Raw genomic sequence first — 25,588 nt, 5'->3', positions numbered from 1 at the left:
GGGGTCAGTCCTGTGCAGTCTTGAAGCGGGTCCAGACGCGCATGCGCGCACGCATGTCGGCCTGGGGGATGTCCTTGCCCGGAATCAACCGGGTGTAGGTGGCATCGCTGAGGTAAATGTCCGGGTTGTCACGCAGGCGCGCATCCACCAGGGGGCGGGCCTTGGCGCTGGCGGTGGGGTAGCCGGTGAAGTTGCTGATCGCGGCCATGTTCTCCGGGCGCATGACGAAGTTGATGAAACGATAGGCGTATTCCGGGTGCTTGGCGTCGGCAGGGATGGCCATGGTGTCCATCCACACCGTGGTGCCTTCGCGGGGCACGCGGTACTGGAAGTCGATGGTCTTGCCCGCGGCCTCGGCGGTGCGCTGGGCCTGGATCACGTCGCCGCTGTAGCCCAGCGATAGGCAGGTGTTGCCGTTGACCAGCTCGGTGACCGGCTGCGACTGCAGCTTGCGCACATAGGGGCGAATGCCCTTGAGCAGTTCGCTGGCGGCGGCCAGGTCTTCGCGTTTGGCGCTGCGCGGCTCGCGACCGAGGTAGTGGAGGACCACGGCCAGCACTTCGTCGGGCGAGTCGATCATCGAGATGCCGCAGTCGGCGAACTTGGCCGCCAGTTCCGGCTTGAACAGCAGGTCGAGGCTGTCCAGCGGGGCGTCGGGCATGCGCTCGCGGATCTTCGCCGCATCCATGGTCAGGCCGATGGTGCCCCAGGTGTAGGGCACGGTGGCCTGGCTGGCCTTGGGGTAGCGGTCGTGCAGCTGGCGCAGGCCGGGCTCGATATCGTCGAGCGCGGTCAGTTGCTTGCGATCAAGCGCCTGCAGGCTGCCGGCGCGCATCAGTCGCTCGGCCACGGTGTCGCCGGGGAACACCAGGTCGTAGCCGCTGCGACCGGACATCAGCTTGGCCTCGAGCACTTCGCTGCCGTCCATGACGTCGTAGATCACCGGGATGCCGGTGTCGGCGGTGAAGCGCTTGAGGGTGTCCTCGGCAAAATAATCGGCCCAGTTGTACAGGCGCAGGGCATCCTGCTCGGCCTGGGCAGCGCTGGCGCAGGCCACCAGGGCGGCGATGGCGAGCAGTTTCGATGGACGGCTTGGCATGGTTCAGGCCCTCGCGGTCTGTGGGGTGCGGCCGTCCAGGCTGAGCAACGGCGCGTACATGCTGGGGCGACGGTCGCGGTAGATGCCCCAGCTAAGGCGGTCTTCGCGCATGCGTTCCAGGTCCAGGTCGTGCAGCCAGACGCCGCTGCTGTCGCGGTCGGCCTCTTGCAGCATCGCGCCCTTGTGGTCGCAGATGAACGACGAGCCGTAGAAGCGCATCGACAGGTTGTCGTCGCTGCGCGCCACCTCGTGACCGACGCGGTTGGCGGCCACCACCGGCAGCAGGTTGGCGGCGGCGTGGCCGCGCATGGCCATCTGCCAATGGTCACGCGAGTCCAGCTCGGCGGCGCCCGGCTCCGAGCCGATGGCGGTGGGGAACAGCAGCACCTCGGCGCCCATCAGCGCCAGGCAGCGCGCGGTCTCGGGGAACCACTGGTCCCAGCAGATACCGATGCCCAGGCGGCCGAAGGCGGTGTCCCAGACCTTGAAACCGGTGTCGCCGGGGCTGAAGTATTCCTTTTCCTGGTAGCCGATGGCGTTGGGGATGTGGGTCTTGCGGTACACCCCCAGCAGGCGGCCGTCGGCGTCGGCCACGGTCAGCGAGTTGAAGAAGGCGTTGCCGGCGCGCTCGTACCAGCTCAGCGGCAGCACCACGCCCAGCTCCTTGGCCAGGGCGGCGAAGCGCTTGAGCAGCGGGCTGTCGTGGTAGTCCTGGGCCAGGGCCTGGTGGCTGTGGCACTGCTCGATGCAGAAATACGGGGTGGCGAACAGCTCCTGCAGCAGGATCACCTGGGCACCCTGGGCGGCGGCCCGGCGCACCAGCTGCTCGGCACGGTCGAGGTTGGCGGCCAGGTCCCAGCTGCAGGCCATCTGCGTGGTGGCGATGCGCAAGGTGCTCATGGGCGCGCTCCCTGCCAGGCCGGCTGCTGCTGGGTGATGCAGTGGATGCCGCCGCCGCCGTGGGCGATATGGTCGATGCGCACCGGCACGACCTCGCGGCCGGGGAAGGCCAGGGCCAACTGCCGGGCGGCGGCCTGGTCGGCGTCGATGCCGTAGGCCGGCATGATCACCGCGCCGTTGGCCAGGTAGAAGTTGGTGTACGAAGCGCAGAACACCTCGGCCTCGGTATCCACGGCCGCCGTGGCCTCGTACAGGTCGAGCAACTCGAACGAGCGGCCTTGGGCATCGGTGGCCAACTCCAGGGCGCGGCGGTTCTCGCGGGCCACCTCGGCGTACACCGAGCCCTGGTCGTGGGTGGCGTCCACCAGCAGTACGCCGGGGCGGGCGAAGGCGCACACGCCATCGACATGGCCGTCGGTCATGTCGCCGGTGACGTACTGCGGGTCACCCGGCAGCCAGATGGTCTTGCGGATGCCCAGCAGGCGGGCGAAGCAGTCCTCGAAGTCAGCCTTGCTCAGGCCCGGGTTGCGGTTGGGGTTGAGCAGCACCGACTCGGTGGTGATCAGCGTGCCTTCGCCGTCGACATGGATGGCGCCGCCTTCGTTGCACAGCGGAGTGCTCAGGCCTTCGAGGCCGAGATGATCGAGGATGCGTCGGGCCAGGCTGCGGTCCTTGCCGTGCTCGGACTTGTCGCCCCAGGCGTTGAAGCGCCAGCTCAGGCCGGCCACGCCCTGCTGCGGGTGGATGAGGAAGGTCGGGCCGCTGTCGCGGCACCAGCTGTCGTCCACGGCCAGTTCGACCAGCTCGATGCCGGGGCCGCACAGTTCGCGGGCAATGGCCATGGCCGAGGGATCGACCACCATCTTCACCGGCTCGAAGCGCGCGATGGCGGCGGCCACGCGGGCATAGTCGCGCTGCACGTCGGCCAGGGTCACGCCCCAGCCCGCCTCCCACAGTGGCTTGTTGTGTGGCCAGATCATCCAGGTGGCGGCGTGGCGGGCCCATTCGGCAGGCATGCGCCAGCCGCTGTCGCGGGACAGGGTCATAGTGAACTCCGATCTATTAGGGATTTTTATCAACGAAGCCCGCCGTCGCGGGTGTTGCTGCCCATGTTATGGCTGGGAAACCGGAGCGACAAACGATAGATTTAGCGTATTTCTGATCAGTCAGGCTTATCAGCATGCTCAAGCATTGGCCCCCGCTCAACGCCCTGCGTGGCTTCGAAGCCGCCGCCCGTCTGGGCAGCTTCCACAAGGCCGCCGAGGCCCTGAACCTTACCCAGTCGGCGATCAGCCAGCAGATCCGCAGCCTGGAAAGCTATCTGGAGCAACCGTTGTTCCACCGCAGCGGGCGGAGCGTCAGCCTGACCGACGCCGGGCATGACCTGCTCAGCACCACCCAAGCCCTGTTGCAGCAACTGGCGGTGGGCATCCGTCGCCTCGACCAATACCGCAAGCCCAACCAGTTAGTGGTCAATACCACCCCGGCCTTCGCCCGGCATTGGCTGTTGCCGCGCCTGGCGGATTTCCACCAGCGTCACCCGGATGTCGACCTGTGGCTGTTTACCAGCTTCGAGGTCCCGGACATGGCCAACGAGACCATCGACCTGGCGATTCGCGACGATATCGGGCCGCAGGCTGAATGCAGCTTCACCGTGCTGCACCAGGACAGGTTGTATCCGGCTTGTCACCCGACGTTGCCCGAGACCGGGCGCACGACCTTGCACGGCGAGCGCGAGATGGACTGGAGTCACTGGCAGCTGGAAGGCGGCGAGGAGGTGGGGCAGCAGGGCAAGGGGCTGAACTTCTCAGACCCGGGGTTGCTGCTGGAGGCGGCGGGCGAGGGGCTGGGGATTGCCCTGGTCAGTCAACTGCTGGCGCAGCGGATGGTCGATGAGGGACGTTTGCGGCCCTTGTCGGCACAGCGCGTACGCGGGCCGGTGTGGAGCTGCCTGGTGCATTGGGAGAGCCAGGAGGATCCGCTGGCGCGGCAGTTCCTGGCGTGGTTGCGAGAGGCCCTGTCGCCTGTGTTGTCCTGATGGAACGGAACCTGTGGGAGCGGCCTTGTGTCGCGAAAGGGCCGCACAGCGGCCCCGGCGATCTTCGCGTCAACACTGGAACCCTGGGGCTGCTGCGCAGCCCTTTCGCGACACAAGGCCGCTCCCACAGGACCGCGCCAGCCTCAAGATCAACGCCGTACCTGTAGGCGCTGGCTTTGCCGGCAAATGGGAGCGTGCGGACAATGCAGCAATGCGAATCACCCCGTAATATGTGTCGGATATCCCGCGAGGGTAGTCTCACCCTCTAGATCAAACGGCAGCGCCCCGAATCCTGGCGCTGCCCCAGCCTAAACCTGACGAGGTACAGACATTGGCCATCATTCATCCCAAGGTTCGCGGTTTCATCTGCACCACGACTCACCCCAAGGGCTGCGAGCTCAACGTCCGTGACCAGATCGAAGCCACCCGCAAGCTGGGCGTGCGCGAGGATGGTCCGAAGAAAGTCCTGGTGATCGGCGCCTCCAGCGGCTACGGCCTGGCCGCGCGCATCACCGCGGCGTTCGGCTTCAAGGCCGACACCCTGGGCGTGTTCTTCGAAAAGCCGGGCACCGAGACCAAGGCCGGTACCGCCGGCTGGTACAACGCCGCCGCCTTCGACAAGTTCGCCAAGGCCGAAGGCCTGTACAGCAAATCGATCAACGGTGACGCTTTCTCCGACGAAGCCCGCGCCAAGGTCATCGAGCTGATCAAGAACGAAATGGGCGGCCAGGTCGACTTGGTGATCTACTCGCTGGCCTCGCCAGTGCGCAAGCTGCCGCAGACCGGTGAAGTTGTCCGCTCGGCGCTCAAGCCGATCGGCCAGCCGTACAAGTCGACCGCCATCGACACCAACAAGGACACCATCATCGAGGCCAGCATCGAGCCGGCCACCGAGCAGGAAATCGCTGACACCGTCACCGTCATGGGCGGCCAGGACTGGGAGCTGTGGATCGACGCCCTGAACGCTGCAGGCGTGCTGGCGCCGCAGGCCCGCACCGTGGCCTTCAGCTACATCGGCTCCGACATCACCTGGCCGATCTACTGGGACGGCGCCCTGGGCAAGGCCAAGCAGGACCTGGACGAAACCGCCCAGCGCCTGGGCAAGAAAGTCGGTGGCAGTGCCAACGTTGCGGTGCTCAAGTCGGTCGTTACCCAGGCCAGCTCGGCGATCCCGGTGATGCCGCTGTACCTGTCGATGGTCTTCAAGATCATGCAGGAGAAGGGTATCCACGAAGGTACCCAAAACCAGCTGGACCGCATGTTCCGTGACCGCATGTACCGTGCGGACGGTGCGCCGGCTGCACTGGACGACGAAGGCCGCCTGCGTCTGGACGACTGGGAACTGCGTGATGACGTGCAGGACGCCTGCCGTGCCATGTGGCCGAAGGTAACCACCGAGAACCTGTTCGAACTGACCGACTACGCCGGCTACAAGAAGCAGTTCCTCAACCTGTTCGGCTTCGAGCGCGCTGACGTCAACTACGACGAAGACGTGGCCACCGACGTACGGTTCGACTGCATCGAGCTGTAAGCAAGTCCTTGACCGCGCAGCCGTTGATGACGGCTGCGCGGTTCCCGCCGACGACTTGTTAATATTCTGAAACAAATCCTCCAATGGCCCTTTGCCATGGGCACCCTCTGCCTGATCTATACCCCAGCTATTGGCCTGGCAATTCCGCCGGGGCCGAGGAGGGAGCAATGGGCGCACTGCAAAAACTACAAGAACGCATTCGCCAGAAGGGCCTCAAGCGCACCTTCAAGACCTTGTTCGAACGTTACGTGTTCTTCCACTGGGAATTGTTGTGGATGGAACGCGACCTGATCAGTCCGGTGCCTCCCTACAACCTCAAGGCCCACACACCGGTCACCCTGGTGCAGATCACCACCGCCAACGCCGACGCCTTCGCCACGAATTTCGGCGACCGCGTCGAGACCATGCGTGAACTGGCCGCCGAAGGGCACACCGGGCACATGTACCTGGACGAGCAGGGCGATGCCGTGGCCTTCATCTGGGCCAGCGTGGTCGACTATCACGACAAGCACTACTACGGTTGCACCTTCCCGGTGAAACCGGGCGAGTTCTTCGAGTTCGGCGGCGAGATGACCCGCCCCTATTTTGGCAGCGAGCTGTCGGTGACGGCCCAGGTCGAGCTGTGGAACACCATGCGTGAAAAGGGCTGCCACAAGGTGGTGGACGTGGTGGAGACCCACAACGTGCCGGCCATGAAGCTGCACCTGCGCATGGGCTACCACGAGCAGGGACGGGTGATGCACGTGTACGGGCTGTTCGGGCGCTGGAAGCTGTTCCGCGAGACCCGCTACGACGGCTCGCGCCTGGCGGTGCTGCGCAAACCGGGTGTGGCCGGCGCGCTGCCCACCACCTAGCTATAACGGGGGTATGTTTGCTAGCGTTGGCGGACAACGCAGGGAGCGCGCCATGAGCAGCCTCACCCAACCCGCCAGTGCATTTCGCCAGCTCGCCGCCGACGGCTACAGCCTCGGCGGTTTTCGTTGGCGTCACGCCCAGACCGACGCCCAGCGCCCGCTGGTGATCATCAATGCCGCCACCTCGGTGCGCTGTCATTATTACTCGCGATTCGCCGATTACCTGTTCGCCCAGGGCTTCGATGTGCTCACCTATGACTACCGAGGTATTGGCGAATCACGCCCGGCTTCGTTGCGCGGTTTCAAGGCGTCGTGGAGCGACTGGGGGCGCCTGGATTTCGAGGCAATGTTGCAACTGGCCGCAGCCGAACAGCCCGGGCAACCGGTGCATGTGGTCGGCCACAGCTTCGGCGGCTGGGCGCTGGGGCTGGCACCTTCGGCCGCGCAGGTGCGCCGAGCGGTGCTGGTGGGCGCGCAGTTCGCCTATTGGCGCGACTATGCGGCGGACCAGCGCTGGCAACTGTTCGGCAAGTGGCATGTGGTCATGCCTTTGCTGACCCGGGTATTCGGCTATTTCCCCGGCAAGCGCCTGGGCTGGCTGGAGGACACCCCGGCCGGGGTGGTGCGTGACTGGAGTACCCGCACGCCGCGCTACGAGCACCGGCCCAGTGGGCGCCTGCTCGAGGCGCTGCCGTTCGAACAGGTGCGGGCGGCGACCCTGGCCATCAGCCTGACCGACGATCCGTTCGGCACGGTGGCGGCCACCGAACGGTTGTTGGGGTACCTGCGCCAGGCCGAGCGTCGGCACCTGCGGGTGGCGCCTGTGGATATCTCGGTGGCGGAGATCGGGCATTTCGCGTTCTTTCACGATCGGTTTCGTGAAAGTTTGTGGCCGATTGCGCTGGGGTGGCTGCGAGAAGGGCAGTTAGAGGGCCAGGTGCCGGGTAGCGTTATCAGTTGAGGGCCTCGTCGCGGGGCACGTCGCATCGGCGCACCGCCGCGACTTGCCCCGCGATGGGCGAGAGGCGAAGTCAGGCCATGCGCGCCAGCGGCTGGGCGGTGAACTTCACGCCGGCCAAACCATGCTTGATCAGCGCACGGATGTTGCCATGGTCGCTGCCCTCGGGGGTGGCCACCACGCTGCGGTAGTGCTCGCCGAAGGCCAGCAGCGCTTCCTGGTCGCTCAGCCCTTCCAGCAGCGCCAGGCCCAGGGTCTTGCACGAACCTTCGTTCTGCCCGGCGGCGTTGTGCACGTCGCCGTTGTCGAAGGCCTGAGGCTGGTAGCTGTAGTTCGCGGCGATGAACGCCAGGGTATCGGCGAAAACGTGCTCGCCGCTGGCGAGGCTGCTGCGCAGGGTGTTCAGGTCAGTCACGGGGTTTTCCTTGTTCGAACGCCGCCTGTTGCTCGGCGCTGGCTTCTTTCTGGTATTGGGCTTTCCACTCGGCGTAGGGCATGCCGTACACCTGCTCGCGGGCATCGTCCAGGCTCAGCTCGATCTGGCGATCGTCGGCGGCGGCCTTGAGCCATTTCGACAGGCAGTTGCGGCAGAAGCCGGAGAGGTTCATCAGGTCGATGTTCTGCACGTCGGTGCGTTTCTGCAGATGGTCGACCAGGCGCCGGAACGCGGCGGCTTCGAGTTCGAGCTGTTGTTGCGGGGTCATGGGCGGTGTCTCTTCAGGTCATGCGGTTCTTCAGATGGCGGCCACCGTTGATGACCACCTGGCTGCCGGTGCTGTACTGGCTTTCGAGCAGGAACAGCACGGCGTCGATCAGCGGGCGGGCGCCGGGTTCGAATTCGAGCAGGGCCTTTTTCAGGGTCTGCTGGCGGTACTGCTCGTCGCCGCCTTCCTTGAGGATCAACAGGCCCGGCAGGATACCGTTGACGCGCACCTTGGGCGCGTACTTTTCGGCAAACGACAGCACCATGTTCTGCAGCGCGGCCTTGGTCGCGGCGTAGCCGATATGGCTCTTGCTGCCGCGCGATGAGGTCTCGTCGCAGATATGGATGATGTCGGCCTTGTCCACCTTGTTCAGCCACTCGCCGAGGGCCAGGTTGAGGTGGTAGGGCGCCTCGACGTGCAGGCGGAACATGGTGTCGAGGTTGTCCAGGCCATCGTCGAGCCACAGCGAGGCGTTGTGGATGATCCCGCGCAGGCCGTCGTAGTGGCCGTGCAGGTGGTCGATCAGGGCCTGGCGGTCTTCGCTGCGGGTCAGGTCGGCCTGGAACTGCCGGATGTTCGGGTGGGCTGCCTGGGGATGCAGGCTGCGGCTGGCGCTGACCACCGTATGGCCGGCCTGGGCCAGCTCCAGGGCCAGGGCCAGCCCGACGCGCTGGCTGGCGCCGGTGATGAGGATTGGGCTGTTCATGTGCGGGCGGTCTGTTCGTCTGTCCGTGCGTGATGCCCCAGCATACCCGAACTGCGCGGCCTTGCGAGCCCGTGCCTCAGCGGCTGCGCAGCCCCTGGGCGCGGTCGCTCGGGGCAGGCGGCGCGGCGTTCAGCCAGCCGGCCAGCAGGCGGGTGGACAGTGGGATGAACAGGTACACCATCAAGGGGGTCAGGGCCAGGGTGCTGAGCAGCACGCGGGGCAGCAGTTCCAGCGCTGCCAGCCAGTGGCCGAACAGCAGGTTGAACAGCAGCGAGACCGGGAAGAACGCCAGCCAGATGGCCGTGGCCTGTTTCCAGCGCGGCGGTTTCTGCACCGTATTGGTGCCGAACCAGTCGTCGATGCCGCTTACGCGCCTCTCTTTGGGGCGTTCGAACAGACCGTCGCCGCGCTCAAGCCAGGTCCGGCGCGAGGCGGAATGCTCCCAGGCGTGCAGGGTCTGCTCGTCGGTGAAGCGGAAGATGATCTGGAATTCATCGCCCTCGGCCGGCGGCGCGAGGATGCCCGAGCCCAGGTAACCGGGGAAGTCGGTGGCCAGTTGCTCGCCTTCGTGCAGCCAGGCCAGCAGGTCCTGGTAGCGACCACAGGCGGCGCGGCGCGACACCATCAGGGTGACGGGTGGGGTAGACATCGTGTATCTCCTGGCGACGGGGCTGGCGGGTAGCCGGCCCCTTGGCATGCGGCCCGGGGTGGTGGGCGGCGCAGGCGTGCTTGCAAGAATCGGGCGCAGATTATGCGCAATCCGTCATGACCGGTCAGTTTCAGCGGCTGGACGGTCGTCAGCAGGCGGCGGGGGCCTGGGCGTGCAGCTCGGGGTGGGCCTGGCGGTGGGCCTGCAGGATGTACTCGCGCAGACGTTCGATTTCTTCGGCCGGGCTGTGCGACAGGTCATAGGCGGCCAGGCGCGGGCCGATGCGCCGACGCAGCACGCCGTGCAGGCCGATCGGCGGTATATCCGCGGCGGCGAAGCGCAGCTTGAAGTGGGACGGCGCCTCGCGCCGGCCACGGACCTCCAGCAGCACGCCCTTGAACGAGATATCCCGCACCCACAGGTCGCTGGCCTGGCCGCGGTCGTCGAGCAAGGCACTCGGCCGCTCCAGCGACAGGCGCCAGGGCCGCAGCATGGGGCCGTCCTCGTAGATGTCCGGCGAGCCCAGTTGCAGGTGGAGGGCGTGGAATTCGTCCTCGACCAGTTGCAGGGGGAAGCTCAGCTGCTGGTTGTTGAAGCTGGCCTGCAGGGTGACCTGCTCGTTGGCCACCAGGCGGGTGAGCAGGTCCTTCAGACGACGGTCGCCATTGACCAGCAGGCTCGACATGGGGTCGGCCAGGTTCAGCTGGGGCGAATGCTGCATGTCCTGGATGAAATCCAGTTCGTCCTGGGAGAGTAGGGCGTCTGCTTGCATGGTCGAACTCGAAGGGGCGATCGGTAAGGGCAATTTCTTCACGGCTGTCGACAGTAGCCAATACGCTTCGTTCCGGTCATTCGTCGGATAATCCTGAAGTGTGTGACTTTAGGCATAGGCGGCCTTTTGCCACTGTCGAGTGCTAGTATCCTACGTTTTCACTCAGTTTCGGAATCCTCACCCGATGAAAGTCGCCATTATTTCCGGTTCGGTATACGGCACCGCCGAAGAAGTCGCCCGTCACGCCGAGTCGCTGCTCAAGGCCGCCGGCCTTGAAGCCTGGCATGCCGCCCGCGCCACCCTGCAGGACATCGAGGGCTTTGCCCCGGACGCGTTGTTGGCAGTGACCTCGACCACGGGCATGGGCGAACTGCCTGACAGCCTGATGCCGCTGTACAGCACCATGCGTGACGTACTGCCGGCGGCCTGGCGCGGGTTGCCCGGGGCGGTGATCGGCCTGGGCGACTCCAGCTATGGCGACACCTACTGCGGCGGCGGCGAGCAGATGCGCGAGCTGTTCGCCGAACTGGGGGTGAACGAGGTGCTGCCGATGTTGCGGCTCGATGCCAGCGAGACGGTGACGCCGGAGACCGATGCCGAGCCGTGGCTGGCGGAGTTTGTGGCGGCACTCAAAGGTTAAATCGCCCGTGTAGGAGCGGCCTTGCCGCTCCTACACGTTCGCGTCATGCTTCGTCGCGTTCACGCAACAACGCCAGCCACGCCTGCGCCGCCCGCGACAGATAAGCCCCGCGCCGCCAGATGAAGGCGATGTCCCAGCGCAGATGTTCCGGCGCCCGTAACGGCAAACGCACCACCCCGGGCCGCTCCAGCGCCCGCGCGACGATCGCTGGCAGCAGCACCACGCCTTGGCCGGCCGCCACCAGCGCGGCGAGAAAGTCCGCCTGGCCGCTGCGTCCGCCTTCCCTGGGCGTGAATCCCTCCTGCTGGCAGGCACTGAGCAACCGATCGTTCAACACGAAGCTGCGCTGGTACAGCAGGAACGGCGTGTCGGCCAGTTGCGCCAGGGCGACGTCGGCTTGCCCGGCCAGTGGGTGGCTCGCGGGCAGCAGGGCCTCCAGCGGCTCGTTGCAAAAGGGTTGGTAGTCGAACGCCGGATCGCTCGGCGTCAGGCTGCCGCCCAGTTCCAGCTCGCCACTTCTCACCGCCTGCTCGACCATGCGGCTGCCGCCTTCGAGCAGCTGGATCGAGATGTTTGGATGCCGCCGCCGGTACTCGGCGAACAACCCGGCGAACAGCGCGTCGCTGCCCAGCAGCGGCAGGCCCAGGCGCAGCTCGCCGCGGGCCATCTGGCTGAGGTCGTCCAGTTCGCTCTGCAGCTCCTGGCGCTGGCGCAACAGCGCCTCGCCCCGCTCGAGGACGATGCGCCCGGCGGCGGTCAGCAGTAACTGCGAACCCTGGCGCTCCAGCAGCGGCTGGCCGATATCCTGTTCCAGCTGGGCGACCTGCTTGCTCACCGCCGACTGGCTGATGTGCAGGGTGATCGCCGCTTGGGTGAAACCGCCCCTGTGGACGACCTCGATGAAACTGCGCAGCTGTTTGAATTCCATGATCACTCGATTCCATTTTGGAATGGCTGTCAGTCTAACAATTCGCTTCTGGCCTGGGGGCGCGACTTCTACAATGGGCACGTTGTCGAGGAACCCCCGCCCATGAATCCTGCATTGCTGAAGAAAACCCTGCGCCTCTTCGCCGAGCTGGCGGTGCTGCTGGCCCTGTTCCTGATCGGTGGCCAGCTGGCCGCCTGGCTGGCCTGGCCGATCCCCGCCGGGGTGATGGGCCTGGCGCTGCTGCTGGTGCTGTTCGCCTGCGGCGTGCTCAAGCCGGCCACCCTGCAACTGGGCGCCGGCTGGCTGATGGCCGAGATGCTGCTGTTCTTCATTCCGGCGTTGATGAGCCTGCTGGACTACGGCAGTCTGCTGCGCAGCGAAGGTTGGCGCATCCTGCTGGTGATCGCGCTGAGCACGCTGCTGGTGATGGTGGTCACCGCGCTGACCGTGGAACTGGTGTGCCGCTGGAGGCTGCGCCATGAGCCTTGAACCCATGCCGCTGTTCTGGTTGGCGCTGACCCTGGGCGCCTACCTGGGCAGCCGCTGGCTGTACCGGCGCAGCGGGCGCTATCTGCTGTCGCCGCTGATCCTGGTGCCGGCGCTGCTGCTGGCGGTGGCCGTTCCGTTGCACACCGCCTACGCCGAGTACGCCCGTAACACCCACTGGCTGATGGGCGTGCTGGGCCCGGTCACCGTCGCCTTCGCGGTGCCGATCTGGCAGCAACGGGCATTGCTGGCACGGCATTGGCCGGCGCTGCTGGTGGGCATGCTGGCCGGCAGCGTGGCCTCGATCGGCAGCTCCTGGGCGCTGGCGCATTTGCTGGCGCTGGACGAGGCGGTCAGCCTGTCGCTGCTGCCGCGCTCGATCACCACGCCGTTCGCCATGCCGGTGGCCCAGGACCTGGGCGGCGTGCCGGAACTGACGGCGGTGTTCGTGATGTTCACCGGCGTGCTCGGGGCGATGTTCGGCGGCATCCTGCTGCGTTGGTTGCCACTGCGCACGCCATTGGCGCGGGGCGCGCTGTTCGGCGTCGGCGCCCATGGCGCGGGCGTCAGCCGGGCCCAGGAGGTCGGCCGCGAGGAGGGCTCGGTGGCCGGCCTGGTCATGGTCCTGACCGGGCTGCTCAACCTGCTGGCGGCGCCGCTTCTGATGAAGTTGATCTGACCGTTCGTGCTACTGACTCGCACGGTCATCAGGCTGGCTGCCAAGGCGACTTATCACCTTCGTATAGGCTTCTAGACTGAGCCTCGACATAGAGAGCACATGTATGTGCCGAGGTGACATGCAATGAACGCAGCCTTGCCCTCTTCCGACACTTATCCACCGGGACGACCGTGATGCCACTGGCCGAGATTCCATTGTGCGTCTGGCGCACCCGGAGCCAGGGTTTCACCTTCCGGGGCCAGAGCATCCGCTACTGGACGGCAGGGCAAGGAGAGCCCCTGCTTTTGCTTCACGGTTTCCCCACGGCCAGCTGGGATTGGCACTACCTGTGGGCACCCCTGGCCCAGCGTTTTCGCGTGGTGGCCTGCGACATGCTCGGCTTCGGCGATTCGGCCAAGCCCGCGGACCACGACTACAGCCTGCTCGAGCAGGCCGATCTGCAGCAGGCGTTGCTGGCGCACCTGCACATCGACCAGCCGGTGCACCTGCTGGCTCATGACTACGGTGGCAGCGTCGCCCAGGAACTGCTGGCCAGGCACCATGAGCAGCGGCTCAAGGTGGCCAGTTGCGTGTTCCTCAACAGCGGGCTGTTCCCCGAGAGCTGCCGCGTGCTGCTGGTGCAGAAGCTGCTGCTCAGCCGCCTGGGCTGGCTGGTCGGGCGCTCGTTCGGGCGCGACGACCTGGTGCGCAACGTCACCCAGGTCTACGGCCCCTGCACCCACCCCAGCGAAAGCGCCCTGGACGACTACTGGAGCCTGATCGCCTCCAATCGCGGCCCGCGCATCCTGCACCGGCTCATCAGCTTCCTGCCCGAGCGCAGGGCCCAGCGCGAACGCTGGGTCGCGGCGCTGCAACGCCCAGGCGTACCGCTGCGCTTCATCAATGGCGCGGTCGATCCGCTGTCCGGCGCGCACATGGTCGAACGCTACCGCGAACTGGTGCCGGAGCCGGACACCGTGGTGCTGCAGGGCATTGGCCATTACCCGCATACCGAGGCGCCGGTGCAGGTGCTGCGCCACTACCTGGCCTTTCGTGAACAACCGATGAGCTATGTGCCGCTGAAGGTCGCCTGGTCCTGACCGGGTGATCATCGCCGGGCGTTATCGGGCGGCATTCGCCACGGTGCGCTTGATTGCCCGGCCCCGGCGGCTGGCGGAGACTGCGTTGCATCCCTTCATTGCCAGGAGCCTTGAGCATGAGCGAACCAGTACGTCTGCAGGATCGAGTGGTGATCGTCACGGGGGCCGGTGGCGGCCTGGGCCGGGCCCATGCGTTGCTGTTCGCCGCGCGCGGCGCGCACGTGGTGGTCAACGACCTGGGCGGGTCGACCCATGGTGAAGGCGCCAACGCCTCGGCGGCCGACCGCGTGGTGGAGGAGATCCGCGCCGCGGGCGGTTCGGCGATCGCCAACCATGACTCGGTCACCGATGGCGCGCGCATTGTCGAGCAGGCCCTGGACACCTACGGCCGGGTCGATGTGCTGGTCAATAACGCCGGCATCCTGCGCGACAAGACCTTCCACAAGATGGAAGACAGCGACTGGGAGCTGGTCTACCGCGTGCACGTCGAGGGCGCCTACAAGGTCACACACGCTGCCTGGCCGCACCTGCGGGCGCAGAACTGGGGGCGGGTGATCTTCACCTCGTCCACCTCGGGCATCTATGGCAATTTCGGCCAGGCCAACTACGGCATGGCCAAGCTCGGCCTCTATGGGCTGACCCGCACCCTGGCCATCGAAGGTCGCAAGCACGGCATCCTGGTCAACGCCATCGCCCCGACCGGCGGCACGCGCATGACCGAGGGGCTGATCCCGCCGCAGGTGTTCGAGCGGCTGCAGCCCGAGTTGATCAGCCCGCTGGTGGTGTACCTGGGGAGCGAACAGTGCCAAGACAGCGGCGAGCTGTTCGAGGTGGGCGGCGGCTGGGTCGGCAAGGTGCGCTGGGAGCGCAGCCAGGGCGTGGGGTTCGACCCGCGCGAAGGGTTCACGCCCGAGCAGGTGGCGGACAACTGGGCGCGCATTGGCGACTTCGAGGGCGCCGGGCATCCGCAGGACAGCCTGCAGGCGTTGCAGCAGATGATGGCGAACCTGCAGAAGTATCCGTTGGGTTGAACAATGCCGGGGCCGCGCTGCGGCCCTTTCGCCGGTCTTGCGAATCCTGCACAAATAAAAAAGGCCGCTGCAATCGCAGCGGCCAATCGAGACGTTAGATCAAGGAGCTTCAAAATCAACGTCGGTGAACCTGGGCGGGCCCGAAAGGCAGGGGGGAGAGCCCTTCGTGCCGGCCAGTGAGATCAGAATAAGCGCTTGATCCCGTGGGAAAAATAGCGGCTTATGACATTCACCTTTACGTTTCGGGTAAAAGTGCCAGGCGGACTATAGCCAGCCTGCGCAGTGAAAATCCGTAATGCTTTGTAAGCCCTTTCACTGATCCGCGCCGTATCCCATCCGCCAGCTGGTGGCTTGGGTGGCGGCTAGCAGGCGCCGGGCGGCCGGGCCGTGCTCGTCGGCATGGAAGATCGAGGTCGGCCCGACCACGGTCATCACCGCGGCGACCTGACCCATGGCGTTGAACACCGGCGCGGACAGCGCATCCACCCCCGGCATCAGCAACCCGTGCACATGGTGCAGGCCGCGCTGGCGTATCTGCTCCAGCAGGGGCGCATAGTCGCTCGCCTTCTGGCCCAGCGTGGCCAGTTCCTGGTCGCGCAGCTCCACGGTCTCCCGCTCGGGCAGATGCGCCGCGAACACCAGCCCGGTGGACGAACTCAGCAATGGCAGCACCGAGCCGATCTGGGTCACCACCGTCACCGCCCGCACCGCCGGCTCGATGCTCACCACGGTCGCGCCTTGGTTGCCCCACACGGCGATGAAGCAGCTTTCGTTGAGCTCGTCGCGCAGCTGCGACAGCGGCAGCGCCGCCACCTTCAGCACATCGATGCTGCCCAGTGCCGCCATGCCCACCCGCAACGCCTCGCGCCCGAGCCCATAGTGGTTGGTGGCCGGGTCCTGTTCGGCGAAGCCGCTGGCGATCAGCGCCTGCAGGTAGCGGTGCACCTTGCTCGCCGGCATGTCCACGTGCTCGGCCAGGCGCGACAACGAGGTGGAGGGGGAGAGTTCGGCCAGGGCCTTGAGGATGTCGGTGCCGACTTCCGCCGAGCGGACCTTCTGTTTGCCGTTGTCGGCGCTGCTGCTGGCTTTGGCCATGGGGGACTTCTATGCGGAATTCTTGGGGTGGCGCCTTTATAGCTTGACGCCTGCGCGCGGGCAAATTACGTTATTCGTAATCTGATTACGATAAAAACAATGCAGACGCGCTGCCGCCCCTGGTGCCGGTTTCAGGATCGGGCCCGCAGCCAGCTGCCCGCAACGGCTCCCAGCAGCCCGGAGGCACCGATGACCCGCGACACTTCCCCTGAACTCGAGTACCTGAGCGGCTTCGGCAACGAATTCGCCAGCGAAGCCTTGCCCGGCGCCCTGCCGGTCGGGCAGAACTCGCCGCAGAAAGCTCCCTACGGGCTGTACGCCGAGCTGCTGTCGGGCACCGCCTTCACCATGACCCGCAGCGAACTGCGCCGTACCTGGCTGTACCGCATCCGCCCGTCGGCGCTGCACCCGCGTTTCGAGCGCCTGGAGCGCCAGCCGCTGACCGGCGCGCTGGGTGCCATCAACCCCAATCGCCTGCGCTGGAGCCCCCAGCCGATTCCGTCCGAGCCGACCGACTTCATCGATGGCTGGCTGCCGATGGTGGCCAACTCGGCATCGGAAAAGCCGGCCGGGGTGAGCGTCTACATCTACCGCGCCAACCGTTCCATGGAGCGGGTGTTCTTCAATGCCGACGGCGAGCTGCTGCTGGTTCCGGAACAAGGTCGCCTGCGCATCGCCACCGAGCTGGGCGTGCTCGAAGTCGGGCCGCTGGAGATCGCGGTGATCCCGCGGGGCATGAAGTTCCGGGTCGAATTGCTCGATGCCCAGGCCCGTGGCTATATCGCCGAGAACCACGGCGCGCCGCTGCGCATCCCGGACCTCGGCCCGATCGGCAGCAACGGCCTGGCCAACCCGCGTGATTTCCTCACCCCGGTCGCCCATTACGAAGAGAGCAACGGCCCGGTGCAGCTGGTGCAGAAGTTCCTCGGTGAACACTGGGCCTGCGAGCTGCAGCATTCGCCGCTGGACGTGGTCGCCTGGCACGGCAGCAACGTGCCGTACAAGTACGACCTGCGCCGCTTCAACACCATCGGCACGGTCAGTTTCGACCACCCCGACCCGTCGATCTTCACCGTGCTGACCTCGCCCACCAGCGTGCACGGCATGGCCAACATGGACTTCGTGATCTTCCCGCCGCGCTGGATGGTGGCCGAGAACACCTTCCGTCCGCCATGGTTCCACCGCAACCTGATGAACGAGTTCATGGGCCTGATCCAGGGCGCCTACGACGCCAAGGCCGAAGGCTTCCTGCCCGGCGGCGCCTCGCTGCATGGGGTGATGAGCGCCCACGGCCCGGACGCCGAGACCTGCGACAAGGCCATCTCGGTGGACCTGGCGCCGCACAAGATCGACAACACCATGGCCTTCATGTTCGAGACCAGCCAGGTGCTGCGTCCGAGCCGCCAGGCCCTCGAAAGCCCGCAATTGCAGGCCGACTACGATAGTTGCTGGGCCACCTTGCCGAGCACCTTCAACCCGAACCGGAGATAACCGATGAACCACACCGCCATTGCCCGCAGCTGGGTCGAGCACGCCAACGGGCACCGCGACTTCCCGCTGCAGAACCTGCCCCTGGGCATCTTCAGCCGCCCAGGGCAGGCGCCACGTTGCGGCGTGGCCATCGGCGACGCGATCCTCGACCTCGAGGCCGTGCTGGCCGCTGGCCTGTTCGACGGCGCGGCCAAGGCCGCCGTCGAGGCCACCGTCGGCGGCGCGCTGAACGCCTTCTTCGCCCTGGGCCGTACGGCCCGCGTGGCCCTGCGCGAGCGTCTGCTGGCACTGCTGGACGAGGGCAGCGAGCACCAGGCTGCGCTGAAGGCCGCGCTGTACCCGGCCAGCGAATGCCAACTGCACCTGCCGGCGAAGATCGGTGACTACACCGACTTCTACGTCGGCATCGAGCATGCCAAGAACGTCGGCAAGCTGTTCCGCCCGGACAACCCGCTGCTGCCCAACTACAAGCATGTGCCGATCGGCTACCACGGCCGCGCCTCGACCATCCGTGCCTCCGGTGCCGATGTGCGCCGCCCCAAGGGCCAGACCCTGCCGGCGGGCCAGACCGAGCCGAGTTTCGGCCCTTGCGCGCGCCTGGACTACGAGCTGGAGCTGGGTATCTGGATCGGCCAGGGCAACGACATGGGCCAGCCGATCCCGGTGGGCGATGCCGCCGAGCACGTGGCCGGCTTCTGCCTGCTCAACGACTGGTCGGCGCGGGACATCCAGGCCTGGGAATACCAGCCGCTGGGCCCGTTCCTGTCCAAGAGCTTCATCACCACGGTGTCGCCGTGGGTGGTAACCGCCGAGGCACTGGAGCCATTCCGCTGCGCCCAGCCGGCCCGTCCGGAGGGTGACCCGCAGCCGCTGTCGTACCTGCTGGACAAGCGCGACCAGGCTGCCGGCGCCTTCGACATCGAGCTGGAAGTGCTGCTGCTGACCGAGCGCATGCGCGAGCAGAACCTGCCGGCGCATCGCCTGACCCTGAGCAGCACCCGCAGCATGTACTGGACCGTGGCGCAGATGGTTGCCCACCACAGCGTCAACGGCTGCCAGCTGCAACCGGGCGACCTGTTCGGTTCGGGTACCCTGTCGGGCGCCGCGCCGGGGTCGTTCGGCAGCCTGCTGGAGATCACCGAGGGCGGCAAGCACCCGGTGGAACTGGCCAGCGGCGAGGTGCGCAAGTTCCTCGAGGACGGCGACGAGATCATCCTGCGCGCCCGTTGCGTGCGCGAGGGCGTGGCCAGCATCGGCTTCGGCGAGTGCCGCGGCACCATCGTCGCGGCCAACTGAGGGGGCAGGGCGATGGAACTGTTCACCTACTACCGCTCCACCTCGTCGTATCGGGTGCGCATCGCCCTGGCGCTCAAGGGCCTGGACTACCAGGCCCTGCCTGTGAACCTGCTCAAGGGCGAACAGCGCGGCGCGGACTACCTGGCGCTCAACCCCCAGGGCCGGGTGCCGGCCCTGCGCCTGGAGAGCGGCGAGCTGCTGGTGCAGTCGCCGGCGATCATCGAGTACCTGGAGGAAGCCTTCCCCGAAACGCCACTGTTGCCCCGTGCGCCCGAAGCCCGGGCCAGGGTGCGCGGCGTGGCGGCGATCATCGGCTGCGATGTCCATCCGTTGCACAACGTCAGCGTGCTCAACCAACTGCGTCAGTTGGGGCACGACGAGGCCCAGGTCAACCAGTGGATCGGCCACTGGATCAGCCAGGGGCTGGCGGCGGTGGAGCAACTGATCGGCGATGACGGCTTCTGCTTCGGGGCGACGCCGGGCGTGGCCGACGTCTACCTGATCCCGCAGCTGTACGCGGCCGAGCGCTTCAACATCGACCTCGGCGGCTACCCGCGCATTCGCCGGGTGGCCGCCCTGGCCGAGCAGCACCCGGCCTTCCACCAGGCCCACCCGGCGAGGCAGCCCGACACGCCCGACTGATCGCCACCGCCCGCACCTGCACTCATAACAACAAAAGACAGGGACCTTGCGATGCACAACCAGATAGCCAGCTTTCGCGCGGCGCTCGACGCGCGCCCGGTGTCACCCTACCAGTGGCGCCTGCTGCTGCTGTTGATCCTGCTGTTGGTCACCGATGGTTATGACGCCCAGGTGCTGGGCTATGTGATCCCCGCGCTGGCCCAGGACTGGGGGCTGGAGAAGGCCGCCTTCGGGCCGGTGTTGAGCGCCAACCTGCTGGGCCTGACGGTCGGCTCGCTGGCGGTGACGCCACTGGCCGACCGCTTCGGCGTGCGCCGGGTGCTGCTGTGCTGCGTGCTGCTGTACGCCAGCCTGACGGTGCTGATGGTGTTCGCCTCTTCCCTCGACAGCCTGATGCTGGCGCGCTTTCTCTGCGGCATCGGCATGGGCGGCGCCATGCCCAGCGCCATGGCGCTGATGGCCGACTATGCGCCGCCTCGGCTGCGTACCCTGATGGTCACCCTGGCGGCCTGCGGATTCTCCCTGGGCGGCGCGGCGGGCGGCTTCGTCGCCGCGGGCTTCATCGATCATCACGGTTGGCAGGCAGTGTTCCTCGCCGGCGGCGTGGCGCCCTTGCTGCTGTTTCCGTTTCTGATGCTGTTCCTGCCCGAGTCGCTGCCGCGCCTGCTGCGCGACGCCCCGCCCTATGCGCGGTTGCAGCGGGTGACTGCCCGGTTGTTGCCCGGTTGGCAGATACCAGTGGCGCGGATCGCCAGCGACGAGCCGGCGGACAGCAAGCTCACCATGGTGGCGCTGTTCCGCGACGGTTTCGCCCGCCCGACCCTGCTGCTGTGGAGCACCTTCTTCGTCAGCCTGATCCTGCTGTACTTCATGATCAGCTGGCTGCCGTCGCTGCTGCAGGAAAGCGGGCTGGCGCTGAACCAGGCCAACCTGGTCACCTCGCTGTTCCTGTTCGCCGGCACCTTCGGTGCCGTATGCCTGGCCTGGTGCGCCGACCGCATGGCCAACAAGGCCTATCTGCTGGCCGCCGTGCTGCTGGGGGCAGCGCTGTTCAGCGTGCTGGTCGGCCTGAACCATGATGACCCGCGCTGGCTGGTGCCCAGTGTGTTCGCCGCCGGCTTCTGCATCATCGGTGGCCAGCTGACGCTCAATGCCTTCGTCAGCAACTTCTACCCGGCCCAGGTGCGCGCCACCGGCACCGGCTGGGCCCTGGGCGTCGGGCGCTTCGGCTCGATCCTCGGGCCGCTGCTGGGCAGCCTGCTGCTGACGTTGCACATGCCAGTGGAGCAGATCTTCTTCTTCTGTGCCGTCCCGGCCGTGCTGGGAGCGTTGTTGATCAGCCGGGTGCGGGCGCCGCGGCCGCGTGAGCCGAAGGTCGCGGGCGAGGCCTTAATGGATTGAGCGCTTGGCGCTGGGCAGCTGGCCGAGGCGCTCGCTGAGTTTCAGGCGTTGCAGCGGGTCGTCAGTGAGCAACAGGGCGTGCTCCAGGTCGAAGCGTTCGGCCTGGGGGCAGTCCAGGTGCTGGTACAGCGTGGCGCGGGCCAGGTAATCGCTGACCTGCACCGGGCCCAGTTGCATGACCCGTTCGGCATCGATCAGGGCGGCCAGGTTGTTGTCGTTGCTGGTATGCAGCTGGCGCAGGTTACGCGACAGGCGCTGGAGCATCTGTCTCGGCGAAGCGCCGCGCAGGTGCTCGGCGGTCAGCGGCAACTGCGGGCCGTACTGGCGGGCGAGCAGTTCGCGGCAGTCGTTGGGGTAGAGGCGCCGGCCACCACAGGGGTCGAGCAGGTGATCGGCGCCGGGTACGCGCAGCAGGAAATGGCCGGGGAAGTTGACGCCCTCCAGCGGGATCGACAGGCGGCGGGCCAGTTCCAGGGCGAGGATGGCCAACAGCAACGGCTGGCCGCGGCGGCGCTGCAGCACCTTGTCCATCAGGGCCGCCTGCGGTCGCAACGGGTGGTATTCGTCCTGCTGGAAGCCCAAGGCGTTGAGCTGGCGTAGCAAGGGCTGGGCCAGCTCGTTGAGCGGCAGCATCGGCAGGCTGGTGCTGACGTCGCGTTGCAGTTCGTGCAGTCGGGCCAGGCCGGCTGCGGGCTCGACACTGGCGTCATGCTCGGCGGCAATCCACAGGGCAGCTTCCAGCAGGGCGACCGGCTCGCGTTCCAGGCAGGCCAGGCAGGCTTGGCGTGGGTTCATGGGACCTCTCCATCACGCTTAACTTGTAGCCCTGGCGCGGCTTTTCGTCCAGTGGTCCGTCCGTGCGGTGTCCGGCCTCGACCTGTTTATACTGGTAGGAGCACCTCTTTGGGGAGCCCGTCTATGTTCGAGCTCATGCAAAGCACCCGCGCCCAGTCACTGCACCTGTTCATCGACCCGCCCACAGGCCTGAAGGCCGTGGTGGTGATTCACAGCGAACAACTGGGGCCGGCCATGGGCGGCTGCCGCTACCTGCCCTATGCCGACGACGAGAGCGCCATGGCCGACGCCATCCGCCTGGCCCAGGGCATGAGCTACAAGGCGGCCCTGGCCGGGCTGCCGATGGGCGGTGGCAAGGCGGTGATCGTGCGTAATCCGCACGTGGAAAACCGCGCGGCGCTGTTCGAGGCCTTCGGCCGCTTCGTCGACAGCCTACAGGGGCGATTCATCACGGCGGTGGACAGCGGCACCTCGACCCTCGACATGGACTGTATTGCCCAGTCCACTCCCTACGTGACCAGCACCACGGCCTCGGGCGATCCGTCGCCCCATGCGGCCATGGGTGTGTTCGCCGGCATTCGCGCCACCTCCATGGCCCGGCTGGGCAGCGACAACCTGGAGGGGCTGCGGGTGGCGGTACAGGGCCTGGGCAATGTGGGCTACGCCCTGGCCGAGCAACTGCATGCGGCGGGCGCCGAGTTGCTGGTCAGCGACCTGGACCCGGGCAAAGTGCGCCTGGCGGTGGAGCAGTTCAGTGCCCATCCGGTGGCCCATGAGGCCTTGATCAGCACCCCGTGCGACATCTTCGCCCCCTGTGGCGTGGGGCCGGTGCTCAACGGGCAGAGCGTGATGCAACTGCGCTGTGCGGCGGTGGCGGGGTCGGCGAACAACCAGCTGACCACGTTGCAGGTGGCCGACCAGTTGGAGAGTCGGGGGATCCTGTACGCGCCGGACTACGTGATCAATGCGGGCGGGTTGATCTATGTGGCGTTGACCCATCGGGGGGAAACTGTGGGTAGCATCACCGCGCACCTGGCGCGAATTCCCACGCGGCTGACCGAGGTGTTCGCCCATGCCCAGGCAGAGAAACGGTCGCCGGCGCGGGTGGCGCAAATGTTGGCGGAGCGCTTGCTGTATGGCTGAGGGCCTGGGCGCGGGGCTTGCCCCGCGATGCGGTCATTCGGCCGCGCCACCTTCGAGCAGCTCTGCCAGCGCATCCGGCTGGCTCTTGAACGCCCGGGCGAACACATCGCGGTTCTTGGCCATGTAGATACCGGCTTCCTCGACCTGCTGTTCGCTCAGCGACGGCACGGCCTTTTGCAGCACCTCGGCCAGGCGCTCGGCCAGTTCGAGCATCTTGTCGTGACGGTCTGCTTCGGCCTTATCCATGAACAAGCGCTCCGGGTCGCGGCTGCTGCGGTACACCACTTCGACGGCCATTCATCACCTCTGTGCCTTTTTGCTGGTTGGGTTGCGGGTAACTGTATTTTTATACAGTACATCGCTCGACCATCATCCTGCAACCGCAATGATGGCCCGGCAAACTGAAAATCAGCGTAGCCCACAGGTGCCCTGCGGCAATCGGACGCCTTCCAAGACAGGGGCAGTGGCCCTTTAACTGCATGGCACAAGACCTTCAGCCGTATCTAGGAATCGAACATCGTGAACATCAAATGGGCAGAAAGACTGCGCAAAGGCCTGCACGGCTCCGCCGACTCGCTGGGCAACCTGTGCGTGGAAGCCTTCCACTACCTGGCGCTGTTCGGCATCGGCGCGATCACCGCCTATGCGGCGGTGGCGACCTTCATGGACATGCTGGGCAAGGGCGGGGTCAGCGTCGATGACATCCTGCTGCTGTTCATCTATCTGGAGCTGGGGGCGATGGTGGGGATCTACTTCAAGACCAACCACATGCCGATCCGCTTCCTGCTCTATGTGGCGATCACTGCATTGACCCGCCTGCTGATCGGCGATGTCTCGCACCACAAGGCGCCGGATGTCGGGCTGCTGTACGTGTGCGGGGGCATCCTGCTGCTGGCATTCGCCATCCTGGTGGTGCGCTACGCCTCGTACCGTTACCCGTCGACCAAGGCGCTGGATGCCAGCGGCAAGGAAGTGGACGAGGGCAAGTAGCGCTTAGTTGGCACTGCCGGCGGCAGGAAAGCGCTGCTCGCCGTGCCAGGTGCGGGTCAGGGCCGCCAGCACCTCCAGTGGGTTCTGCCCCAGCTCGATGGCCAGGCCCAGGCGGATGCTGTCGATGACCCGCTGCAGGCGCACTGGGTCGTTGCGCTGGGCCTGGCTGATCAGGCGCCTGGCGACCACGCCGCTGTCGTCGGACAGGGTCAGCATGATGCTGCCGTCCAGGCGCTCGATGCTCAGGTTGACCCGGTACTCGGGGGCGAAGGCGGCGCTGATCTGATCGAAAGGGTTGTTCATGGTCGGGGTCTGCAGTGAATGACTGCAGGGGTTGACCGGAGGCGGCCGGGGTTGGTTCAGGCCCGCTGATCGGCCAACAATGAAAACGCCCGGCGCCAGGCCGGGCGTGCTTGTCTGAACCCTTGTCGGTCAGGCGTCTGGATCGCTCAGTTCCAGGGCGCCGCGCTTGCTGCGCAGTTTGCCGTAGAAGTGTTCCAGCGCGTGGTTCAGCTTGCTGGCGGCGCCATCGACGGCATGTTCCAGCGAAGTGGCGGTGTGGGTCACGGAGATCGGCTGGTGGCCTTTCGGGCGAGCCTCCATCTGGCAGCGTTTGTCGTGGGGACCGGGCTTGGCGCCGTTTTCGTCACGCAGGTGGACTTCAATGCGGGTGAGGTCGTCCTCGTAACGTTCGAGGCTGCTTTGCAGGGTACTGCGGACCCATTGGTCGAGACGGATGTTGCCTTCGATGTGGTTGCTGCTGTTGACCTGGATTTGCATGATTCAATCCTTATTCAGCTTGCTCGCGAGAGGCGTGCCTAGGCCACTGAGGGCGTTGGGTTTTCTGCGCCTCTTGACTCTAAAGTCAGGCAACCGACGGACGAATTCAAGCCCTTTTGCAAAATAAATTTCCTGTTGCAAATCGGTCCGCCCACAGCGATACCTGCCGATCACTGCAATCAATGATGCTGTGACACGCACTTGGCGGCCCCTAAGCTCGGGCGCATCCATTTCATCCCTCGGGAGCGCCGCATGTCCAGCAACCCTCTGTTCCAGCCCTTCACCCTCGGCTCCCTCGACCTGCCGACCCGCGTGGTCATGGCGCCGATGACCCGTACCTTCTGCCCCGGCGGCGTGCCCCACGACGGCGTGATCGAGTACTACCGCCGCCGCGCCGGCGCCGGTGTCGGCCTGATCATCACCGAGGGCACCACGGTCGCGCACAAGGCCGCCAACGGCTACCCCAACGTACCCCGTTTTCACGGTGAGGATGCCCTGGCCGGCTGGAAACGCGTGGTCGAGGCCGTGCACGCCGAGGGCGGGCGCATCGTGCCGCAGTTGTGGCATGTGGGCAGTGTGCGGCGCCTGGGCACCGAGCCGGACGCCGCGGTCCCGGGCTATGGCCCGAGCGGCAAGGAAAAGGACGGCCAGGTGCAGGTCCACGGCATGAGCCGGGAGGATATCCGCGAGGTGATCGCCGCCTTCGCCCAGGCGGCGCGCGATGCCCAGGCCATCGGCATGGACGGCGTGGAAATCCACGGCGCCCACGGCTACCTGATCGACCAGTTCTTCTGGGAAGCCAGCAACCGTCGCGATGACGAATATGGCGGTGACCTGGCCGGGCGCTCGCGTTTCGCCATCGAACTGATCAAGGCCGTGCGCGCGGCCGTCGGCCCGGACT

Annotated in this window: 29 protein-coding genes and 1 pseudogene; 16 read left to right on the top strand and 14 right to left on the bottom strand. The window is 66.4% G+C overall.

Going from position 1 to position 25,588, the window contains the following annotated elements:
- Nucleotides 1-4 precede the first annotated feature (4 nt).
- Genes CC207_RS22230 through CC207_RS22220 form a run of 3 tightly spaced genes read right to left on the bottom strand, consistent with a single transcriptional unit; the run spans nucleotide 5 to nucleotide 3,045 of the window.
- The gene (locus CC207_RS22230; protein WP_088852771.1) at nucleotides 5-1,099 is read right to left on the bottom strand and encodes an extracellular solute-binding protein; all 1,095 of its coding nucleotides are present in this window, start codon (nucleotides 1,097-1,099) and stop codon (nucleotides 5-7) included.
- A 3-nt stretch (nucleotides 1,100-1,102) separates the two neighbouring features.
- Nucleotides 1,103-1,999 (bottom strand): N-carbamoylputrescine amidase, encoded by an 897-nt coding sequence (gene aguB, locus CC207_RS22225; protein ID WP_088852770.1) that lies wholly within the window; start codon nucleotides 1,997-1,999, stop codon nucleotides 1,103-1,105.
- Nucleotides 1,996-3,045 (bottom strand): agmatine/peptidylarginine deiminase, encoded by a 1,050-nt coding sequence (locus tag CC207_RS22220; protein WP_028689857.1) that lies wholly within the window; start codon nucleotides 3,043-3,045, stop codon nucleotides 1,996-1,998. Before CC207_RS22220 ends, aguB begins: the two co-directional genes overlap by 4 nt.
- Before the next feature lie 134 nt (nucleotides 3,046-3,179).
- On the opposite strand from CC207_RS22220, the gene CC207_RS22215 reads away from it, so the two are divergent.
- From CC207_RS22215 to CC207_RS22200, 4 genes are all read left to right on the top strand, one after another.
- Nucleotides 3,180-4,037, top strand: a complete 858-nt coding sequence (locus CC207_RS22215; protein ID WP_028689856.1) for a LysR substrate-binding domain-containing protein — start codon at nucleotides 3,180-3,182, stop codon at nucleotides 4,035-4,037.
- A 331-nt stretch (nucleotides 4,038-4,368) separates the two neighbouring features.
- A complete protein-coding gene (gene fabV / locus CC207_RS22210; RefSeq protein WP_028689855.1) occupies nucleotides 4,369-5,568 on the top strand; it encodes an enoyl-ACP reductase FabV in 1,200 nt (399 codons plus the stop codon).
- Between the two features lie 167 nt (nucleotides 5,569-5,735).
- Nucleotides 5,736-6,422, top strand: a complete 687-nt coding sequence (locus CC207_RS22205) for a GNAT family N-acetyltransferase (RefSeq protein ID WP_088852769.1) — start codon at nucleotides 5,736-5,738, stop codon at nucleotides 6,420-6,422.
- 52 nt (nucleotides 6,423-6,474) lie between these two features.
- Complete coding sequence (locus tag CC207_RS22200; RefSeq protein ID WP_088852768.1) at nucleotides 6,475-7,383, top strand: alpha/beta fold hydrolase; 909 nt, start codon at nucleotides 6,475-6,477, stop codon at nucleotides 7,381-7,383.
- 70 nt (nucleotides 7,384-7,453) lie between these two features.
- Here the strand turns inward: CC207_RS22200 and CC207_RS22195 are convergent, their stop codons facing one another.
- The 5 genes from CC207_RS22195 to CC207_RS22175 all read right to left on the bottom strand — a co-directional run bounded on the left by CC207_RS22195 (nucleotide 7,454) and on the right by CC207_RS22175 (nucleotide 10,211).
- Nucleotides 7,454-7,795, bottom strand: coding sequence for a HopJ type III effector protein (locus CC207_RS22195; RefSeq protein WP_088852767.1), 342 nt, complete (start codon nucleotides 7,793-7,795; stop codon nucleotides 7,454-7,456).
- On the bottom strand, nucleotides 7,788-8,084 hold the full coding sequence (locus CC207_RS22190) for a DUF1244 domain-containing protein (RefSeq protein WP_028689851.1): 297 nt from the start codon (nucleotides 8,082-8,084) through the stop codon (nucleotides 7,788-7,790). The genes CC207_RS22195 and CC207_RS22190 overlap by 8 nt, the downstream gene beginning before the upstream one ends.
- 13 nt (nucleotides 8,085-8,097) lie before the next feature.
- Nucleotides 8,098-8,790, bottom strand: coding sequence for a dihydromonapterin reductase (gene folM, locus CC207_RS22185; RefSeq protein WP_028689850.1), 693 nt, complete (start codon nucleotides 8,788-8,790; stop codon nucleotides 8,098-8,100).
- A 76-nt stretch (nucleotides 8,791-8,866) separates the two neighbouring features.
- A complete protein-coding gene (locus tag CC207_RS22180; RefSeq protein WP_069016142.1) occupies nucleotides 8,867-9,439 on the bottom strand; it encodes an antibiotic biosynthesis monooxygenase in 573 nt (190 codons plus the stop codon).
- Nucleotides 9,440-9,587: 148 nt separating this feature from the next.
- Nucleotides 9,588-10,211 (bottom strand): hypothetical protein, encoded by a 624-nt coding sequence (locus tag CC207_RS22175; protein WP_028689848.1) that lies wholly within the window; start codon nucleotides 10,209-10,211, stop codon nucleotides 9,588-9,590.
- Nucleotides 10,212-10,395: 184 nt separating this feature from the next.
- Between CC207_RS22175 and CC207_RS22170 the strand changes: the two genes are divergently transcribed.
- Nucleotides 10,396-10,851: a flavodoxin gene (locus tag CC207_RS22170; protein WP_028689847.1), complete on the top strand. Its 456-nt coding sequence runs from the start codon at nucleotides 10,396-10,398 to the stop codon at nucleotides 10,849-10,851.
- Nucleotides 10,852-10,894: 43 nt separating this feature from the next.
- On the opposite strand, the gene CC207_RS22165 is transcribed toward CC207_RS22170, so the two are convergent.
- Nucleotides 10,895-11,779, bottom strand: coding sequence for a LysR family transcriptional regulator (locus tag CC207_RS22165; protein ID WP_028689846.1), 885 nt, complete (start codon nucleotides 11,777-11,779; stop codon nucleotides 10,895-10,897).
- Between the two features lie 102 nt (nucleotides 11,780-11,881).
- On the opposite strand from CC207_RS22165, the gene CC207_RS22160 reads away from it, so the two are divergent.
- The 4 genes from CC207_RS22160 to CC207_RS22145 all read left to right on the top strand — a co-directional run bounded on the left by CC207_RS22160 (nucleotide 11,882) and on the right by CC207_RS22145 (nucleotide 15,054).
- Complete coding sequence (locus CC207_RS22160; RefSeq protein WP_028689845.1) at nucleotides 11,882-12,268, top strand: CidA/LrgA family protein; 387 nt, start codon at nucleotides 11,882-11,884, stop codon at nucleotides 12,266-12,268.
- Entirely contained in the window at nucleotides 12,258-12,944 is a 687-nt protein-coding gene (locus tag CC207_RS22155; RefSeq protein WP_028689844.1) for an LrgB family protein, read from the top strand. The genes CC207_RS22160 and CC207_RS22155 overlap by 11 nt, the downstream gene beginning before the upstream one ends.
- Before the next feature lie 173 nt (nucleotides 12,945-13,117).
- Complete coding sequence (locus CC207_RS22150) at nucleotides 13,118-14,023, top strand: alpha/beta fold hydrolase (protein WP_028689843.1); 906 nt, start codon at nucleotides 13,118-13,120, stop codon at nucleotides 14,021-14,023.
- Nucleotides 14,024-14,139: 116 nt separating this feature from the next.
- On the top strand, nucleotides 14,140-15,054 hold the full coding sequence (locus CC207_RS22145) for an SDR family oxidoreductase (RefSeq protein WP_088852766.1): 915 nt from the start codon (nucleotides 14,140-14,142) through the stop codon (nucleotides 15,052-15,054).
- 312 nt (nucleotides 15,055-15,366) lie between these two features.
- Here the strand turns inward: CC207_RS22145 and CC207_RS22140 are convergent, their stop codons facing one another.
- Nucleotides 15,367-16,149 carry an IclR family transcriptional regulator gene (locus tag CC207_RS22140; protein WP_028689841.1) on the bottom strand — a complete coding sequence of 261 codons (783 nt, stop codon included), beginning with the start codon at nucleotides 16,147-16,149 and terminating at the stop codon, nucleotides 15,367-15,369.
- 189 nt (nucleotides 16,150-16,338) lie between these two features.
- Between CC207_RS22140 and hmgA the strand changes: the two genes are divergently transcribed.
- The 4 genes from hmgA to CC207_RS22120 are packed head-to-tail and all read left to right on the top strand — an operon-like array spanning nucleotide 16,339 to nucleotide 20,979.
- Nucleotides 16,339-17,640: a homogentisate 1,2-dioxygenase gene (gene hmgA, locus CC207_RS22135; protein WP_069016137.1), complete on the top strand. Its 1,302-nt coding sequence runs from the start codon at nucleotides 16,339-16,341 to the stop codon at nucleotides 17,638-17,640.
- Between the two features lie 3 nt (nucleotides 17,641-17,643).
- Nucleotides 17,644-18,936, top strand: coding sequence for a fumarylacetoacetase (fahA, locus tag CC207_RS22130; RefSeq protein WP_028689839.1), 1,293 nt, complete (start codon nucleotides 17,644-17,646; stop codon nucleotides 18,934-18,936).
- A 12-nt stretch (nucleotides 18,937-18,948) separates the two neighbouring features.
- The gene (gene maiA / locus CC207_RS22125; RefSeq protein ID WP_028689838.1) at nucleotides 18,949-19,578 is read left to right on the top strand and encodes a maleylacetoacetate isomerase; all 630 of its coding nucleotides are present in this window, start codon (nucleotides 18,949-18,951) and stop codon (nucleotides 19,576-19,578) included.
- Between the two features lie 51 nt (nucleotides 19,579-19,629).
- Complete coding sequence (locus tag CC207_RS22120) at nucleotides 19,630-20,979, top strand: aromatic acid/H+ symport family MFS transporter (protein ID WP_088852765.1); 1,350 nt, start codon at nucleotides 19,630-19,632, stop codon at nucleotides 20,977-20,979.
- Here CC207_RS22120 and CC207_RS22115 read toward each other — a convergent pair.
- Nucleotides 20,968-21,774 (bottom strand): SirB1 family protein, encoded by an 807-nt coding sequence (locus CC207_RS22115; protein WP_062363983.1) that lies wholly within the window; start codon nucleotides 21,772-21,774, stop codon nucleotides 20,968-20,970. The genes CC207_RS22120 and CC207_RS22115 overlap by 12 nt on opposite strands.
- 123 nt (nucleotides 21,775-21,897) lie before the next feature.
- On the opposite strand from CC207_RS22115, the gene CC207_RS22110 reads away from it, so the two are divergent.
- Nucleotides 21,898-22,917, top strand: a complete 1,020-nt coding sequence (locus CC207_RS22110) for a Glu/Leu/Phe/Val dehydrogenase dimerization domain-containing protein (protein ID WP_028689836.1) — start codon at nucleotides 21,898-21,900, stop codon at nucleotides 22,915-22,917.
- Nucleotides 22,918-22,950: 33 nt separating this feature from the next.
- Here the strand turns inward: CC207_RS22110 and CC207_RS22105 are convergent, their stop codons facing one another.
- Nucleotides 22,951-23,214 (bottom strand): YebG family protein, encoded by a 264-nt coding sequence (locus CC207_RS22105; RefSeq protein WP_028689835.1) that lies wholly within the window; start codon nucleotides 23,212-23,214, stop codon nucleotides 22,951-22,953.
- Between the two features lie 222 nt (nucleotides 23,215-23,436).
- Here CC207_RS22105 and CC207_RS22100 point away from each other — a divergent pair, with 222 nt between their 5' ends.
- A complete protein-coding gene (locus CC207_RS22100; protein WP_028689834.1) occupies nucleotides 23,437-23,907 on the top strand; it encodes a phosphate-starvation-inducible protein PsiE in 471 nt (156 codons plus the stop codon).
- A gap of 3 nt (nucleotides 23,908-23,910) precedes the next feature.
- Here CC207_RS22100 and CC207_RS22095 read toward each other — a convergent pair whose 3' ends face one another.
- Nucleotides 23,911-24,210 (bottom strand): DUF3509 domain-containing protein, encoded by a 300-nt coding sequence (locus tag CC207_RS22095; protein WP_051555641.1) that lies wholly within the window; start codon nucleotides 24,208-24,210, stop codon nucleotides 23,911-23,913.
- Nucleotides 24,211-24,339: 129 nt separating this feature from the next.
- Nucleotides 24,340-24,687 carry an HPF/RaiA family ribosome-associated protein gene (locus tag CC207_RS22090; RefSeq protein WP_023630676.1) on the bottom strand — a complete coding sequence of 116 codons (348 nt, stop codon included), beginning with the start codon at nucleotides 24,685-24,687 and terminating at the stop codon, nucleotides 24,340-24,342.
- A 252-nt stretch (nucleotides 24,688-24,939) separates the two neighbouring features.
- On the opposite strand from CC207_RS22090, the pseudogene CC207_RS27910 reads away from it, so the two are divergent.
- Nucleotides 24,940-25,588 (top strand): annotated as a pseudogene (locus CC207_RS27910) (12-oxophytodienoate reductase); the annotation flags it as partial.

The organism is Pseudomonas sp. DrBHI1, from assembly GCF_002205115.1.
Lineage (GTDB): Bacteria > Pseudomonadota > Gammaproteobacteria > Pseudomonadales > Pseudomonadaceae > Aquipseudomonas > Aquipseudomonas mosselii.
Note: the sequence above shows the minus strand (reverse complement) of the source record. Positions and strands in the feature narration are given on the sequence as shown.